The organism is Flavobacterium keumense, from assembly GCF_029866485.1.
Lineage (GTDB): Bacteria > Bacteroidota > Bacteroidia > Flavobacteriales > Flavobacteriaceae > Flavobacterium > Flavobacterium keumense.
In genome coordinates this window covers 1,106,177-1,122,479 of sequence record NZ_CP092332.1, presented here as the reverse complement: position 1 = coordinate 1,122,479, position 16,303 = coordinate 1,106,177, and the positions used below count along the sequence as shown (strand labels likewise).

The 16,303-nt window shown below is 32.9% G+C and carries 15 protein-coding genes; 10 read left to right on the top strand and 5 right to left on the bottom strand.

Annotated elements, in window-relative coordinates; all coding sequences use genetic code 11:
• Positions 1-67: 67 nt before the first annotated feature.
• The 3 genes from MG292_RS04815 to MG292_RS04805 all read right to left on the bottom strand — a co-directional run bounded on the left by MG292_RS04815 (position 68) and on the right by MG292_RS04805 (position 4,308).
• On the bottom strand, positions 68-598 hold the full coding sequence (locus MG292_RS04815) for an inorganic diphosphatase (protein WP_229326914.1): 531 nt from the start codon (positions 596-598) through the stop codon (positions 68-70).
• A gap of 146 nt (positions 599-744) precedes the next feature.
• A complete protein-coding gene (locus tag MG292_RS04810) occupies positions 745-3,234 on the bottom strand; it encodes a DUF5686 and carboxypeptidase-like regulatory domain-containing protein (RefSeq protein ID WP_264533840.1) in 2,490 nt (829 codons plus the stop codon).
• A gap of 96 nt (positions 3,235-3,330) precedes the next feature.
• Positions 3,331-4,308: a pyruvate dehydrogenase complex E1 component subunit beta gene (locus MG292_RS04805; protein WP_264533841.1), complete on the bottom strand. Its 978-nt coding sequence runs from the start codon at positions 4,306-4,308 to the stop codon at positions 3,331-3,333.
• Between the two features lie 261 nt (positions 4,309-4,569).
• On the opposite strand from MG292_RS04805, the gene MG292_RS04800 reads away from it, so the two are divergent.
• The 4 genes from MG292_RS04800 to MG292_RS04785 all read left to right on the top strand — a co-directional run bounded on the left by MG292_RS04800 (position 4,570) and on the right by MG292_RS04785 (position 7,949).
• Complete coding sequence (locus MG292_RS04800) at positions 4,570-5,316, top strand: electron transfer flavoprotein subunit beta/FixA family protein (RefSeq protein ID WP_264533842.1); 747 nt, start codon at positions 4,570-4,572, stop codon at positions 5,314-5,316.
• 76 nt (positions 5,317-5,392) lie between these two features.
• Positions 5,393-6,358 carry an electron transfer flavoprotein subunit alpha/FixB family protein gene (locus MG292_RS04795; RefSeq protein ID WP_264533843.1) on the top strand — a complete coding sequence of 322 codons (966 nt, stop codon included), beginning with the start codon at positions 5,393-5,395 and terminating at the stop codon, positions 6,356-6,358.
• Between the two features lie 100 nt (positions 6,359-6,458).
• Positions 6,459-7,088 carry a bifunctional nuclease family protein gene (locus MG292_RS04790; RefSeq protein ID WP_264533844.1) on the top strand — a complete coding sequence of 210 codons (630 nt, stop codon included), beginning with the start codon at positions 6,459-6,461 and terminating at the stop codon, positions 7,086-7,088.
• Between the two features lie 36 nt (positions 7,089-7,124).
• Positions 7,125-7,949, top strand: coding sequence for a thymidylate synthase (locus MG292_RS04785; protein WP_264533845.1), 825 nt, complete (start codon positions 7,125-7,127; stop codon positions 7,947-7,949).
• Between the two features lie 42 nt (positions 7,950-7,991).
• Here the strand turns inward: MG292_RS04785 and MG292_RS04780 are convergent, their stop codons facing one another.
• On the bottom strand, positions 7,992-8,288 hold the full coding sequence (locus MG292_RS04780; protein WP_264533846.1) for an isoamylase early set domain-containing protein: 297 nt from the start codon (positions 8,286-8,288) through the stop codon (positions 7,992-7,994).
• A 284-nt stretch (positions 8,289-8,572) separates the two neighbouring features.
• Between MG292_RS04780 and MG292_RS04775 the strand changes: the two genes are divergently transcribed.
• The 3 genes from MG292_RS04775 to porT all read left to right on the top strand — a co-directional run bounded on the left by MG292_RS04775 (position 8,573) and on the right by porT (position 10,901).
• Positions 8,573-9,055, top strand: coding sequence for a dihydrofolate reductase (locus tag MG292_RS04775; protein ID WP_264533847.1), 483 nt, complete (start codon positions 8,573-8,575; stop codon positions 9,053-9,055).
• A 393-nt stretch (positions 9,056-9,448) separates the two neighbouring features.
• Complete coding sequence (gene ubiE, locus MG292_RS04770; protein WP_264533848.1) at positions 9,449-10,177, top strand: bifunctional demethylmenaquinone methyltransferase/2-methoxy-6-polyprenyl-1,4-benzoquinol methylase UbiE; 729 nt, start codon at positions 9,449-9,451, stop codon at positions 10,175-10,177.
• 4 nt (positions 10,178-10,181) lie between these two features.
• Positions 10,182-10,901: a type IX secretion/gliding motility protein PorT/SprT gene (porT, locus tag MG292_RS04765; protein ID WP_264533849.1), complete on the top strand. Its 720-nt coding sequence runs from the start codon at positions 10,182-10,184 to the stop codon at positions 10,899-10,901.
• 6 nt (positions 10,902-10,907) lie between these two features.
• On the opposite strand, the gene MG292_RS04760 is transcribed toward porT, so the two are convergent.
• On the bottom strand, positions 10,908-11,633 hold the full coding sequence (locus MG292_RS04760) for a TrmH family RNA methyltransferase (protein ID WP_264533850.1): 726 nt from the start codon (positions 11,631-11,633) through the stop codon (positions 10,908-10,910).
• Positions 11,634-11,669: 36 nt separating this feature from the next.
• On the opposite strand from MG292_RS04760, the gene tamL reads away from it, so the two are divergent.
• The 3 genes from tamL to accD are packed head-to-tail and all read left to right on the top strand — an operon-like array spanning position 11,670 to position 16,272.
• Positions 11,670-14,231, top strand: coding sequence for a translocation and assembly module lipoprotein TamL (gene tamL / locus MG292_RS04755; protein WP_264533851.1), 2,562 nt, complete (start codon positions 11,670-11,672; stop codon positions 14,229-14,231).
• Between the two features lie 58 nt (positions 14,232-14,289).
• A complete protein-coding gene (gene fbaA / locus MG292_RS04750; protein WP_264533852.1) occupies positions 14,290-15,357 on the top strand; it encodes a class II fructose-bisphosphate aldolase in 1,068 nt (355 codons plus the stop codon).
• A 60-nt stretch (positions 15,358-15,417) separates the two neighbouring features.
• Complete coding sequence (gene accD / locus MG292_RS04745; RefSeq protein ID WP_264533853.1) at positions 15,418-16,272, top strand: acetyl-CoA carboxylase, carboxyltransferase subunit beta; 855 nt, start codon at positions 15,418-15,420, stop codon at positions 16,270-16,272.
• The last annotated feature ends 31 nt before the right edge of the window (positions 16,273-16,303 follow it).

The window sequence follows — 16,303 nt, the reverse complement described above, 5'->3', positions numbered from 1 at the left end:
GAATTTAAACAAAAAAGCAATACTCTTAACAGAATATTGCTTTTTTTTTAAATATTACTCAATAAAATTATTTGATACTAAACAGGTTTTTTGGTTTATTTTCGATAGCATCAAAACGTTCTGTACACTCTTTAATAATAGCATATGCTTCGTTTACATCTCCCCAACCTTCTACATCTACTTGTTTATTTTCTAAATCTTTGTATACTTGGAAGAAATGTTCAATTTCTTTAATTAAGTGAGGGTTTACATCGCTTAAATCGTTTAATGAATTCCAAATTGGATCAGAAACAGGTACACAAATTACTTTCTCGTCTGGTCCTTTATCGTCTGCCATATGAAAAACTCCTATTGGCTTTACTTCCATCACACAACCAGGAAAAGTAGGCTCGTTAATTAATACTAAAACGTCCAATGGATCTCCGTCTAAAGCCAAGGTTTCAGGAATAAATCCATAATCCGCTGGATACATCATTGAAGAAAATAACATTCTATCAAAACGCATTCTTCTAATTTTGAAATCGTACTCGTACTTATTTCTACTCCCTCTTGGTATTTCGATTAAAACGTCGAAAGTTTTTAATTTGTCTGCAGTCATTTTATTTGTTGTATTATTCTTTTAAATTTGGGTGCAAAGGTACAGAAACTATACGTTTTTACAAGAAAAAATAAGAGTTATTCTGTTACAGAATAAGACACTCGAAATTTGAGCTGAATAGCTACCTTTTTCGCATTAATTCTCTATTAAAAATAAAACCCAAAAGAACCTTTAATAGCAAATTTAGTAGCATCTGTAGTGTTTAAATAACTGCCCCTCCACGAAAAATCGATACGGAACACTTTGAATATATTACCTATACCTGCACTATATTCCCAATAGATATTTTCAGGAGCGTTATAAACTAAACCTGAGGCATTGATCAATCGATTTTCATCTGAAATACTTCCATAAACGCCTCTTATTCCAATTATTTCACGCCAATTTAATTTTCGTAAATAAGGAATACGAGAAAATATACGCCCATTAAAATTATGATCCCATTTCAAAGTAGCATATTGATCACTAACAAATTCATAGAAATTCAAATTACTAAACGTATTTTCAATGGTAAAATAGGTTTGGTTCCCAGGAATTACACTCATTAATCCTAGAGGGATAGTCCCAAAGGTCTTTCCTAATTCTAAAGTAATGTTAGTTCTTCCTAGAGGACCTATAATAATAGGTTGTTTATAAAACAATTGTATTTTTTCATATTTAAAATCGCTATTCAATACCCCTTTAAATCCATGACTGTAATTAATGAAAAAACGACTATAAGGGTTGTCCACCACGTCTCTCTCCACTCCATATCCAATTGTTTTTCTGTTAGGCATGTATTCTATTTGAATATTTGCCTCAGACTGTTTTACCTCACTTTGAGTAGCAGTTCTAGTAGCATTAGTAAAATAATCTAAACTAAAAGTAGGTGATGCTGATGCTAATGTCCGATGGGAGATTCCGAGTTGAAAAATCAAATTTTTTATTGGCTCTACTTCAACAGACAGGTTGGTCAAATTAATATTAGTAAGTTTCCCATTACTGCCCGTAGTAAATAAAGCCGAAGAAGCAAAACTTCGTCCCATTACATCATTAGTTGTTGTCAAGCTAGCACCTATTTGCTCAATATCTCTCCTATTCCCTGCGGCAACAATAACTCGGTTTTTCTTGTCAATCATCCATTTTCCTGACAATCCATATTTGAACTTTTGATCATTCAATCCATAGGCCGTAAAAACCTGTACACGCCAAGGATCATTCGGCCCAAAAAAAGTTCGCCCTCCAACTCGGAGTCGAACTCCTTCTACTTCATTGAACCCAAAAGAAGAAAATATAGGTCCATAATCAAAATTTTTAAATTCAACATAACCACTCCCTAAAATGGATACCAGATTATACATTTGTTTGAATTTTTTAACCGTTTGCAGTGTGTCTAACATTTTATACACCCCTGCTTCGTCTTTGTTTAATTTTTCAAAACGGTTTTCATGCCAAAATTCTTCGGATTTTTTATACACATCGTTGTCAATAAAATTAACTTCTTCTTTATAAAAAGCTAGCGGTTTTTCTTGATTGAATTGATGATTACGGTACAGTGTGGTGCGTTTGCCATAAACTCCTTTAGAATCTTCTTTTTTATTTAAAGCAAAATCTGACATCATATAATCTCGAGTCAACAAGAAAACAGAGTCGTTCATCACTTCAAATTCTTGTTCAATGTAGATATCTTTAATCCAGTTGATGTTAGCGCTCTTAGTTACCGCCATATTGATTTTCTTAATAGCAAATGTGGTGTCATTCACCCAAAAATCACCTTTAAATGTCAGTTCATTTTTTCTCCTTGGATAAAATAAAATATTGTAACATTTTTTATTATCAATATAAGCACTATCCCTTAATACATAATTATAAACATCTATTCCTGTTCTGGACAGTGGACTTGTAAAACTCTTGTCAAAAAAAGTGAGATGATTATTATAAATGGAATAGTCATTATACAAATCTTTAATAAAAGACAAAATTTGTTGATTCCCCTCAAAACCAGACGTTTTGTTTGCTTTTAGTTTTTCTTTTACCTTTTTCTGACGGTTGTCACCATACACCTCTGACAAAGATTCATTAATAAAAATAGGCAAATAGGTTTTTCCAGTAACTTTAGAAGTATCGACATGTTTAAAAACAAACTCCATACCTTTGAAGATTTTATTCTTCATAAATGCACTATCGATAGTATTCATATCAAATTCTACCTTTTCGTATTTTTCCATTTGGTATTGGTTGAACTGAAACAAGCCGTTTTTACGTTTTCTCTCCCATATTTTTCTGAGTATCTCTAAAGCAGGATTATTTTTTTTAGATGTTTTTCCAGTAAAAATAACTACTTCTTTCAGGGCTTCCATCTCTTTAAGCTGTACCCTGAAATTATAAGTAACTGATTCATTCAGATGTATTTCTTTTTCAGAAAATCCTGTAGCAGAAACAATTAAATCTGTAAATTTTTGAGAAGATTCGATATAGAAATGTCCATCTTCGTTAGCAACTACTCCTACATTAGATTTTTTAAACACAATATTCGCAAATGGAATAGGTTGATTCAATTTATCTAATACCACTCCACTTACCTTAGTTTGTGCAAAAATAAACTGAGATAAAATAAGAAAAAATAATAAACTAATTTTTGAGAAACTCAACTTCATAACTTAAAAAAAATCTTCACCAAATAAAAATCTGATGAAGATTACAAAGATAAAGATTATACTTATTGCCTTTAGGCAATTAACAGCAACAAATAGTTATTTGTTCAATACTTTTTTAACAGCTTTAATCACATCTTCTGAATTAGGCAACCATTCTTTCAATAAAACTGGCGAATAAGGAGCCGGAGTATCCGCAGTAGTAATACGCTGAATTGGAGCATCTAAATAATCAAAAGCCCTTTCTTGAACAATATAAGTAATCTCTGAAGACACGCTTGCAAACGGCCAAGCCTCTTCTAAAACAACCAATCGGTTTGTTTTTCGAACAGAAGCCAAAATAGCATCATGATCCATTGGACGCACAGTTCTTAGGTCGATAATTTCACATGAAATACCTTCTTTAGCCAATTCATCTGCAGCTATAAATGCTTCTTTAATAATTTTACCAAAAGAAACGATTGTTACATCTGTTCCTTCTCTTTTGATATCAGCTACACCAAGAGGAATTGTGTACTCTCCATCTGGCACTTCTCCTTTATCACCATACATTTGTTCTGACTCCATAAAAATTACTGGATCGTCATCGCGAATGGCCGATTTTAATAATCCTTTAGCATCATAGGGTGTAGAAGGAACTACCACTTTAAGACCTGGAGTATTAGCAAACCAGTTCTCTAACGCTTGTGAGTGAGTCGCACCTAATTGTCCTGCAGAAGCTGTTGGTCCTCTAAAAACTATTGGTACATTAAACTGTCCCCCTGACATTTGGCGCATTTTAGCAGCATTACTTATAATCTGGTCAATTCCTACTAAACAGAAATTGAAAGTCATATATTCAACAATTGGACGACAACCATTCATTGCTGAACCTACTGCGATTCCAGTAAAACCAAGCTCAGCAATTGGAGTGTCAATAACCCTCTTATCACCAAATTCTGCAAGCATTCCTTTAGACGCTTTATAAGCACCATTATATTCAGCAACCTCTTCACCCATTAAGTAAATGGATTCATCGCGACGCATTTCTTCACTCATCGCTTCGCAAATGGCCTCTCTAAATTGTATCGTTCTCATAGTTGTTTGTTGTATGTGTATTTTTTGAAACGCAAAAATAAATATTTTATATTACTTAAAAGCATAAAATCACCTAAAATAATAGGAGATTTTTCTGGATATTCACTTATCTTAGGTTGCCAAGACGGCTACAATAAAGATATCGCTATGTTCCAAGAAAAAAATTAAATTTTACAAAAAATATTATGCGCGCATAGTAAATATTCCGATTTATTATTTTAAATTTGTAGGGCATTTAACAAATCTGTAAATAACACCTCTATGAAAATATTAGTTTGCATCAGCCACGTGCCTGATACTACTTCAAAAATCAACTTTGTTAATGGAGATTCTGAATTTGACACTAACGGAGTGCAATACGTAATCAACCCTAACGACGAGTTTGGTTTAACACGTGCTATTTGGTTCCAAGAACAACAAGGAGCCGTCGTAACTGTTGTTAATGTTGGCGGTCCAGAAACGGAACCAACACTTCGAAAAGCACTAGCGATTGGTGCTAATGAAGCTATTCGTATTAATACCAACCCTACTGATGGTTTTTTCGTTGCTAAACAATTAGCCGAAGTAATTAAAACAGGAGGATATGACCTTATTATTGCGGGAAAAGAATCCCTAGATTATAATGGAGGAATGGTGCCTGGTATGATCGCTGGCATCCTAGGATATAATTTTGTAAATTCTTGTGTAGGCTTAACTATTGAAGGTACTAACGTAACTGCAAATCGCGAAATTGATGGCGGAAAAGAAATCGTAAGCACTACCCTTCCTTTAATAATTGGTAGCCAGAAAGGATTAGTAGAAGAAAAAGACCTTCGCATCCCTAACATGAGAGGAATTATGACTGCGCGTACTAAAGTAATCACAGTTCTAGAACCTATTGCAGCAAACGTGAATACAAAATCGGTCCAATTTGAAAAACCAGCACCAAAATCAGCCGTAAAACTAATTGCCGCTGACCAAATAGACGAGTTAATCAATTTATTACACAACGAAGCCAAAGTAATTTAGTAATCAGTTAATAGTGTTCCGGAACTTACCAAACACTTCAACTTTTTAATCAATTTAAACACTTAAACTTATAACCATGTCTTTATTAATATACGCAGAATCAGCCGAAGGAAAATTCAAAAAAGTAGCTTTTGAATTAGCTTCTTATGCTAAAAAAGTAGCTGAAAGTCTAGGAACGACCGTAACCGCTGTTACTATCAACGCTGGAGACGTATCGGATTTATCAAAATACGGAGTAGACAAAGTATTAAAAGTAAATAACGATGCCTTAACTGGGTTTTCTGCTAGAGCTTACGCTGATGTGATCAAACAAGCAGCACAAAAAGAGGGCGCTAAAGTGGTTGTTCTTTCCTCTACAACAGATAGTATTTATTTATCCTCTTTAGTAGCCATAAGCTTAGACGCAGGATTCACTTCAAACGTAGTAGGACTTCCAGTAAGTACCAGCCCTTTCCAAGTAAAAAGAACGGCTTTTTCAAATAAAGCATTCACTATTACTGAAATCACAACAGATATAAAAGTGCTTGGCTTAGCCAAAAACTCCTACGGAATAATTGAAAACAACGTTTCATTAACCGAAGAAGACTTCAACCCAACTATTGATGCTGCCGATTTTAACGTAAAAGTAACTTCAGTAGAAAAAAGTTCCGGAAAAGTTTCTATTGCTGATGCCGACATTGTTGTTTCTGGTGGGCGTGGACTAAAAGGGCCTGAAAATTGGGGAATGATTGAAGAATTAGCTAGTGTTCTTGGAGCAGCAACGGCTTGTTCTAAACCAGTTTCTGATTTGGGTTGGAGACCTCACGGAGAACACGTAGGACAAACAGGAAAACCAGTTGCTACCAATTTATACATAGCGGTTGGGATTTCAGGTGCTATTCAACACATTGCTGGAATTAATTCTTCTAAGGTAAAAGTTGTAATTAACAACGACCCTGAAGCGCCTTTCTTCAAAGTAGCAGATTATGGTATTGTAGGAGATGCGTTCGAAATCGTACCACAATTAATTGAAAAATTAAAAACGTTCAAGGCACAACACTAATAGAAATATTTTGCAAAACCCTCTCTAAAAACAATGATATTTGTATCTTTGCTTTTAGAGAGTTTTTTTTGAAACCTTCCGAAAATTTGATTTGGAAAACATGAGTTTAGTAAAATTATCTATTAAAGGAATATCATACAGCCAGACACAAAACGGAGCTTACGCTTTGATTTTAAACGAAGTAGATGGCGATAGAAAATTACCTATCGTAATTGGAGCTTTTGAGGCGCAGTCCATCGCTATTGCTTTAGAAAAAGAAATCAAACCACCTAGACCTTTAACTCATGATTTATTTAAAAATTTTGCCGACCGATTTGATATCGTAGTCAAACAAGTAATCATACATAAGTTAGTTGATGGTGTTTTTTATTCAAGTATCATTTGCGAAAGAGATAAAATAGAAGAAATTATAGATGCGCGCACCTCTGATGCAATTGCTTTAGCACTTCGTTTCAACTCACCTATATTCACTTATAAAAACATCTTAGATAAAGCGGGAATTTATTTAAATAGTAATCCTGCTGACACTACTACAGATTCCGAAGATATTGACGATATCCTTTCTAATCCGGAAACCTTTGGTCACGAAAACGAAAGTAATCTTTCGGCAAGAACTTATGCCACACATAGCGTTCAAGAATTGCATGACCTATTAATTGAGGCTGTAGAAAACGAAGATTATGAAAAAGCTGCTAAAATTAGAGATGAGATTTCAAAAAGAGAATCCTAATTTCCCAATAAACAATTAAACACAAGTACTCCCCACATGAAACAATACCTAGATTTAGTTAGACACGTAATGGAAAACGGACATCAAAAAGGTGACCGAACTGGAACTGGAACCAAAAGTGTCTTTGGATATCAAATGCGTTTTGACTTAAACGAAGGTTTTCCAATGGTAACCACTAAAAAACTGCACCTTAAATCTATTATATATGAATTGCTTTGGTTTCTAAAAGGAGACACTAATATTAAATACCTACAAGAAAAGGGAGTTAAAATTTGGGATGAATGGGCAGATTCTGATGGAAACTTAGGTCCTGTTTACGGGCACCAATGGCGCAACTGGAATAGTGAAGAAATTGATCAAATTTCAGATTTAATAAAAGAATTAAAATCGAATCCAAATAGTCGACGAATGTTAGTATCGGCTTGGAACCCTTCGGTATTACCAGACACTAGCAAGTCATTTGAAGAAAATGTTGCTAACACCAAAGCTGCTTTGCCTCCTTGCCACGCATTTTTTCAATTTTATGTAGCTGATGGCAAATTATCATGCCAATTGTACCAACGTTCTGCAGACATATTCTTGGGGGTACCTTTTAATATCGCCTCTTATGCCTTACTAACCATGATGATAGCACAGGTATGCGATCTAGGTGTTGGCGAATTTATCCATACTTTTGGGGATGCGCACATCTATAACAATCATTTTGAACAGTTGGAATTACAACTCTCTCGAGAAACAAAACCATTACCTAAGATGATTTTAAATCCAGCAATCAAAAATATTTTTGATTTTGACTTTGATGATTTTACTTTAGAAGGATATGATCCACATCCTCTCATTAGAGGAAGTGTTGCAGTATAAAAAAAGAAAATCCGCTTAAGAGAGCGGATTTATCTTTTTTAATTATATAGATAAAACACTGTTTTCTGCACCTGCATAATCATTCCATCGGAAAGAATCCGCTTCTGGCTCGTTTACATATTGGCCATCAACTACATATTTAAACTCATAGGATGCATCTTTATTCAAATCAAAAACACCTTTAAAAGTTCCGTTTTTTAATTTATTTAAAGCGCCAGATTCTTGATCCCAATTATTAAAATCTCCAACCACTGAAGCCGTATTAGCTTCTTTTGCTTCTACAGAAAATATAACTTTACAAACTGGTTTTGTCTTTACAAATTGTTTCTTAATTGACATAACTATTTCATTTTTAGAATTATGTAACAAAGTAACTACAATTCAACGACTCAAAAAAATGAAAGTAAATTTTTAAGATAATAACAAAAACCCATAACTTTTTTAATCGTATTCTTATTTTAAAGGTGCTATTTTATTATTTCCAAAACAAGAAAACCTTTTCGTGCTAAATTATTAATAATCAATAAAATGGCATTTTAAAAATAAATTTTACCTTTATGGACCGAAAAATGTCATCAAAGTTGATTCTAATTTGAACGACTCACTTTATTATATAAATTGTTATGATTGTAATGATTGCGGCTGTAGCCGAAAATAACGCCTTGGGCAAAAACAACGAATTAGTTTGGCACTTGCCTAATGATTTTAAAAGATTCAAAGAATTAACTACTGGACATCACATCGTCATGGGAAGAAAAACGTTTGAAAGTTTTCCAAAACCATTACCTAATCGAACTCATATAGTGATTACAAGACAAGAAAATTATCATCCAGACGGATGTATTGTAGTTCACTCCTTAGAAGATGCAATAAACACGTGCCCTAAAAATGACACCACATATATTATTGGTGGAGGTGAAATTTATAGTCAAGGACTTGCTTTTTCAAATAAAATTGAGATTACTAAAGTACATGGACTATTTGAAGCAGATACTTTTTTCCCTGAAATCAATCCTCTAGACTGGGAGTTAATCCATTCTGAGTTTCATCCTAAAGATGAAAAACATTTGTATGATTATACGTATCAAACCTATATAAAAAAATAATACAACAAACTATGTTGGAAGCATGAATATTACTGATTTTTGTATTTGAGACTACATCTCACTATTTGCACTTCTAAATACCACAAAAGAAGCACAAATAATAATTAATTAAATTTTCCAAAAACAATTAATTTTAAGAACGTGTATGCGTTAGATTTAGGATCTCAATAACTTTTGAGACTTTCAAAAAACAGTAACTTAATTAATCTAACAACGCAAAAGTTAATTAAATAACAACAGAGGCTTCCAAATAGTGTGTAATTAATTTTTGTTTTCAAAGCAAAATTGAGCAGAAATATGATAGTTCACAATACCTACTTTTAGTGATTTTTTAAGTCTATATTAGTTCAATATTGTTAATTGACTTTAATTATATTTGCAGAAAATAACAAAATGTCCAAACAAATAACTCCATACAAAGACTCTAAACTGAGTAAAAAAGAGCAGATTGCTCAAATGTTTGATGCCATTTCTGGAAATTACGACAATTTAAATCGTGTGATTTCATTTGGAATCGATGTGCAATGGCGCAAGAAAGTTTTGAAAATTGTAACGGAATCAAATCCAAAAACCATATTAGACATAGCCACAGGTACAGGCGACTTAGCTATACTAATGGCACAAACTAAAGCACATAAGATTATTGGTTTAGATATTTCTGCAGGAATGTTAGAGGTAGGTATTCAAAAAATTGAAGAAAAAAACTTATCCCAAACAATAGAAATGATTTTAGGAGATTCTGAAAAAATCCCTTTTGAAGACAACTATTTTGATGCTATTACAGTAGCTTTTGGAGTACGGAATTTTGAAAACCTAGAAATTGGATTGTCTGAAATATTAAGAGTATTAAAGCCAAATGGAACTTTTGTTATTTTAGAAACATCTGTACCTGAAAAAACACCTTACAAGCAAGGATATTATTTTTATAGCAATACTATTCTTCCGCTAATAGGCAAATTATTTTCAAAAGACAATGTAGCTTACGGATATTTGTCGGAGTCTGCTGCCGTATTCCCTTATGGAGAAAAGCTAAACAATATTTTGAGAAAAATTGGGTTTATAGATGTAAAGGCATTACCACAAACGTTTGGTGTAGCCACTATCTATACAGCATCAAAATAATACTATGAAGAAAACTACAGCCTTACTTTTAATTATTTTCTCTATTACAGTTAAAGCTCAATTTAGAGAAAGTATTTTTAGTAAAAATCCAGTAATTCACCTAGAAACTTGGCAAAAACAAACCGTATATTTTGGTTTTTTCTTAGGGCTAAATTCTTACGACTTCAAATTCAACTATAAAACGGTTAGTGATGCGATTCAGGTTCAAAAAACTACCGGTTTTAACGTTGGACTCGTATCCGATTTAAGGCTTCAGGAATATATTAACTTACGCTTTGAACCTGGTTTATATTACACAAAAAGAATCCTAAACTACCCTGAAAGTTATTTTACAACAACGCCAAGAGCCTCAGATAAATTAAGAGAAGTGAATAGTACGTATATTCATCTTCCACTTTTATTAAAATTTTCAGCTCTTAGAACCGGTAATATTCGCCCTTATCTTTTAGGAGGACTTTCTACCACTTTAAATTTATCTAGTAATTCTAAATCAAAGGATGATAATTTAGAACAACGTTTTCGTGTAAAAGCATGGAGCCCAAACTACGAATTAGGATTAGGTATTGATGTTTTCTCAGAATATTTTATCTTTTCGCCTTCCATTAGAGGGGTTTTTGGTTTAAAAGATGAACTAATTAGAGATAATGATCCAAACAGTCCATGGACCAGCAATATTGAATCAATGAAGACTAGAGGTTTATTTATTAACTTCACTTTTCACTAAAGCAAACTATCTTCTACAAAATTCACTTAAAACAATGGCTGTAGCAGTAGCCACATTTAAGCTTTCTGCTTTTTGAAGCGAACCAAAATGTGGAATTGTTAAGCGGTTTTTTATAATCTTTTCCAACTCTTTTGAAATTCCATTGGCTTCATTCCCTACAACAACAATTCCTTCACGAGGCAATGTTGCATCATATATAGAGCGACCCGTCATGAATGTACCGAAGACGGGCAGGGAGGTTGACGATAAAAAATCATATAAATTCACATAATTAACGTTTACCCTAGTAATTGACCCCATTGTTGCCTGAACTACTTTAGGATTATAAACATCTACAGTCTCTTTAGAACAAATCAATTGTTGAATACCAAACCAATCGCACAACCGGATAATAGTCCCCAAATTACCTGGGTCCCTAATGGCATCTAACACTACTAATAATCCCGACTCTTTAATCTTTTCTTCTTTAGGGATTCTAAAAACCGCCAAACAAGTATTTGGTGTTGATAAAGCGCTAATTTTTTTTAAATCAGCATCCGACACTATCGATTTCTTATCCTTTGCAACTGTTTTAAAATCGTTTTGTGTAGTATATAAATGTTCCAGTTCAAGAGTAGAATCTAACAATTCTTGAATTCCTTTTTTCCCTTCTACAGTAAATAATTGATGTACTGTGCGGTATTTTTTTTGTTGTAAACTTGATATAAGTTTTATTTGGTTTTTACTAACCATAAAAAAATGTACTTTTGAATTAAATTACTAAAACACTTGAAAAAGATTTTTACAAAAATAGGAGCATTTATTCTAATTGCAATATTTATTTCTGCATGTAACTCTATTAAGAGAGTTCCTGAAGGTCAATTTTTATTAACTAAAAATAAAGTTTTTCAAGACAATAAACTAATTACTGATGAAATTGTTTTAGATCAACTATCTCAAAAACCTAACACCAAAATTATTGGGGTTCCGTTTTTTTTAAATTTATATAATTTAGCCAATCCAAATCCCGACTCTACATTTCAATCTAAATTCAAAAACAATCCAAAAAAATACAAAAGAATGTCGAGATGGCTTTCTGCTAAACAAGTTGATCAACTTGGGAAGTCTTTTTGGTACTCTGGAATTCATAATTTTCTAAAAAAAATAGGAGAAGCTCCTGTTATTTTTGAAAAAACAAAGGCTGAAAAATCGCTAACTAGACTTAAGTATTATTATTTCAATAAGGGTTATTTTGATGTAAAAGCAACTTATACATTTGATAGCATTAGCACTAAAAAAGGAACTGCAAAATACACTATAAACCGAGGAAAACCCTACATAATTGATTCTTTGAAAGCAACAATCTATACTCCTATATTAGATTCTCTATATACCACAACAAAAAACATGTCTTTCATATCTATAGGAAAGCAATACAAAACAGAAGATTTTGAAAATGAAAAAAATCGTATCACTACACATTTCAGGAACAATGGCGCTTACTTTTTTCAACCCAATAACATCACATTTGATATTGATACAATAAATAAGAAAAACAAGGCAAATATTAATCTTAAAGTAAGTAATTACAGTTATCAAGAACAAGACTCTACAAGAACAGTCCCTTTTCAATTGTTCAAAATAAGTGATGTCAAAATATTTACTGACTACTCAGCTGCTGACCCGAATGCTAAAATTACAGATAGCATAACCTATAACAATTTCAACTTGTATAGCAAATCAAAATTAAAGTACAAACCGTATGCTATTACTGACGCTATTTTTATTACCAAAGGAGGTTTGTTTTCAGACGCAAAGACTACTTTAACTAGTAGGTATTTGAGTAATCTCAAGATTTTCAATTATCCATCTATTCTTTATGAAGTGGATAAAAAAGACACGACTAACCAATCTCTAATTGCTAAAATCTACCTCACACCTAGAAAAAAATATAGTTTTGGTCTTTCGTTTGATATTACCCATTCAAATATCCAAAACATCGGAATCACTTTTAGCCCAACAATATCAATCCGTAATGTATTTAATGGTGCTGAAACCTTAGAGTTTTCAGGACGAGCTAATATGGGTTCTTCAAAAGATTTTGCTAATCCTAATAACATTTTCTTTAATGCCTCAGAATATGGTTTGGATTTAAAACTTCATTTTCCTAGAATTGTAGTCCCTTTTAATACTGAAAGAATTATCCCTAAAAGCATGATTCCTTCTACTTTACTTACAACTGGATTTTCAACACAAAAAAACATTGGACTAGACAAAGAAAACTTTACCGGTTCAATAAGTTATAATTGGACTCCTAAAAAAAATAATACCGCCCGATTTGATTTGTTAAACGCTCAATTTGTAAGAAACTTAAACCCGAAAAATTATTTTAATGTATACAGCTCGTCATACAAAGTTTTAAATACTCTTGCAAAAAATCCTTCTTACAATGTCAATCAAAATTATTTTGATGCTAAAAACAATTTAATTATTGAAAGCGGGACTAATGGATTCATCCAAGATGCAATTGGAACAAATGCCATAATACCTACTTCTTCATTAGATTACGCGACTATAAAAAGTATTGAAGAAAGACGTATTCGATTGACTGAAAATGATTTTATATTAGCAACAAGTTTTAGTTTTACTAAAACAAACAAGAAAGATTTATCAGATAAAAATTTCTTCCTTTTCAAAACAAAAATTGAATCAGCTGGTTCCGTTTTATCCTTGTTTGCCAATGTAACTAACCTTGACAAAACCTCAAACAATCGTTACAAAATATTTAATTTAGAATATTCCGAATATATTAAAACCGAATTTGATTTTATCAAACTTTGGGATTTATCAAGAGAGAAAGTGATTGCCATTCGAAGCTTTTTTGGAATTGCAATTCCTTTCGGAAACTCAAATGATATCCCTTTTTCAAAAAGTTATTATTCTGGAGGATCAAATGATAATAGGGCTTGGCAACCATATAGTTTAGGGCCAGGAAGTACAGGCGGAATAAACGATTTTAATGAAGCAAATATGAAAATAGCTTTAAGCAGTGAATTCCGTTTTAAACTTTTAGGCAGCTTAAAAGGGGCGATTTTTGCTGATGCAGGCAACATTTGGAATGTATTAGACAATACTAAAGATACCAAAGCTACTTTTTCTAGAATAAAAGATTTAGAAAATATAGCCTTAGGTTCAGGGTTTGGGTTACGCTATGATTTAGGCCTTTTTGTTTTCAGATTGGATTTAGGATTCAAAACCTATAACCCAGCTTATGAAACTGGAAATAGATGGCTGAAAGATTATAATTTTGCGCGTTCTGTATTAAATTTTGGAATTAATTATCCTTTCTAATGCTAATTAATTCTTATTTTTGCCAACTAAAAACTAAAAACAACTAAATAAAATTAAAATGGCACACAACATCAAACCAGGCGTAGCTACGGGAGATCAAGTTCAAGAAATTTTCAATTATGCAAAAGAAAAAGGATTTGCATTACCTGCAGTAAACGTTACTGGATCAAGCACTATCAATGGAGTTCTTGAAACAGCTGCTAAACTAAACGCACCTGTTATTATTCAGTTTTCTAATGGTGGAGCACAATTCAACGCAGGAAAAGGATTATCTAATGCTGGTGAAAAAGCAGCTATTGCTGGAGGAATTGCCGGGGCTCTTCATATTCACACATTAGCAGAAGCTTATGGAGCAACTGTTATTTTACATACGGATCACTGTGCAAAAAAATTATTGCCTTGGATTGATGGTTTGTTAGATGCTTCTGAAAAACATTTTGCAGCTACTGGGAAACCTCTTTTTTCTTCTCACATGATTGACTTATCAGAAGAACCTATCGAAGAAAATATCGAAATCTGTAAAGAATATTTAGCTCGTATGAGCAAGATGGGAATGACATTAGAAATCGAACTAGGAATCACAGGTGGTGAAGAAGATGGTGTTGACAATTCTGATGTTGATAGCTCAAAATTATACACACAACCTGAAGAAGTAGCTTATGCTTACGAAGAGTTATCGAAAGTAAGCCCTAAATTTACTATTGCTGCTGCTTTTGGAAACGTTCATGGGGTATACAAACCAGGAAATGTTAAATTAACTCCAAAAATCTTAAAAAATTCTCAAGATTTTGTTCAAAGCAAATACAACACAGGATCTAATCCAGTTGATTTTGTTTTCCATGGTGGATCAGGTTCTACTTTAGAAGAAATCAGAGAGGCAATTGGATATGGCGTTGTTAAAATGAACATTGATACTGATTTGCAATTTGCTTATACCGAAGGAATTCGCGATTATATGGTTAAAAACATTGAGTATTTGAAATCACAAATTGGTAACCCAGAAGGTGCCGATGTTCCTAACAAGAAATATTATGACCCAAGAAAATGGGTACGTGAAAGTGAAGTTACATTCAACACAAGATTAGAACAAGCATTTGCTGATTTGAACAATGTAAACACACTATAATTAACAATTGATAATTGACAATTAAATTTAATTGTCAATTATCCATTATTCATTTAATATATGGCTTGGTTTAAAAGACAAGAAAAAGGAATCACTACTCCTACAGAGGAAAAAATGGATGTTCCAAAAGGACTTTGGTACAAATCTCCTACAGGAAAAATTATTGATGCAGAAGAATTAGCACGTAACTTGTACGTGAGCCCTGAAGATGATTTTCATGTTCGAATTGGGAGTGAAACTTATTTTGAAATTTTATTCGACAACAATGTATTTATTGAGTTGGATAAAAACATGACTTCAAAAGATTCTTTACATTTTGTGGACACCAAAAAATATTCGGATCGTCTAAAAGATGTGACTTCAAAAACCAAGTTGAACGATGCTGTTCGTACTGGCGTTGGAAAATCTAAAGGAAAAGACTTAGTCGTTTGTTGTATGGATTTTGCCTTCATTGGAGGATCAATTGGAGGGGTTGTAGGTGAAAAAATCGTAAGAGGAATTGACCATGCTATCCAGCACAAAATGCCTTTCGTTATGATTTCAAAATCAGGAGGAGCGCGTATGATGGAAGCCGCATTTTCTTTGATGCAATTAGCCAAAACATCTGTAAAGTTAGTTCAATTAGCCGAGGCTAAACTCCCTTACATTTCACTTTGTACTGATCCAACAACTGGAGGAACGACTGCTTCTTACGCCATGCTGGGGGATATCAACATCTCTGAACCTGGTGCCTTAATTGGATTTGCCGGTCCCCGTGTTGTTAGAGACACTACCGGTAAAGATTTACCAGAAGGTTTTCAAACCGCAGAGTTTCTTTTAGAACATGGGTTTTTAGATTTTATCACGCCTAGAAAAGAATTGAAAGACAAGATTAACTTGTACATCGATTTAATTCAAAACAACGATATTAGATAAATAAAAAATCCCGAATTACTTCGGGATTTTT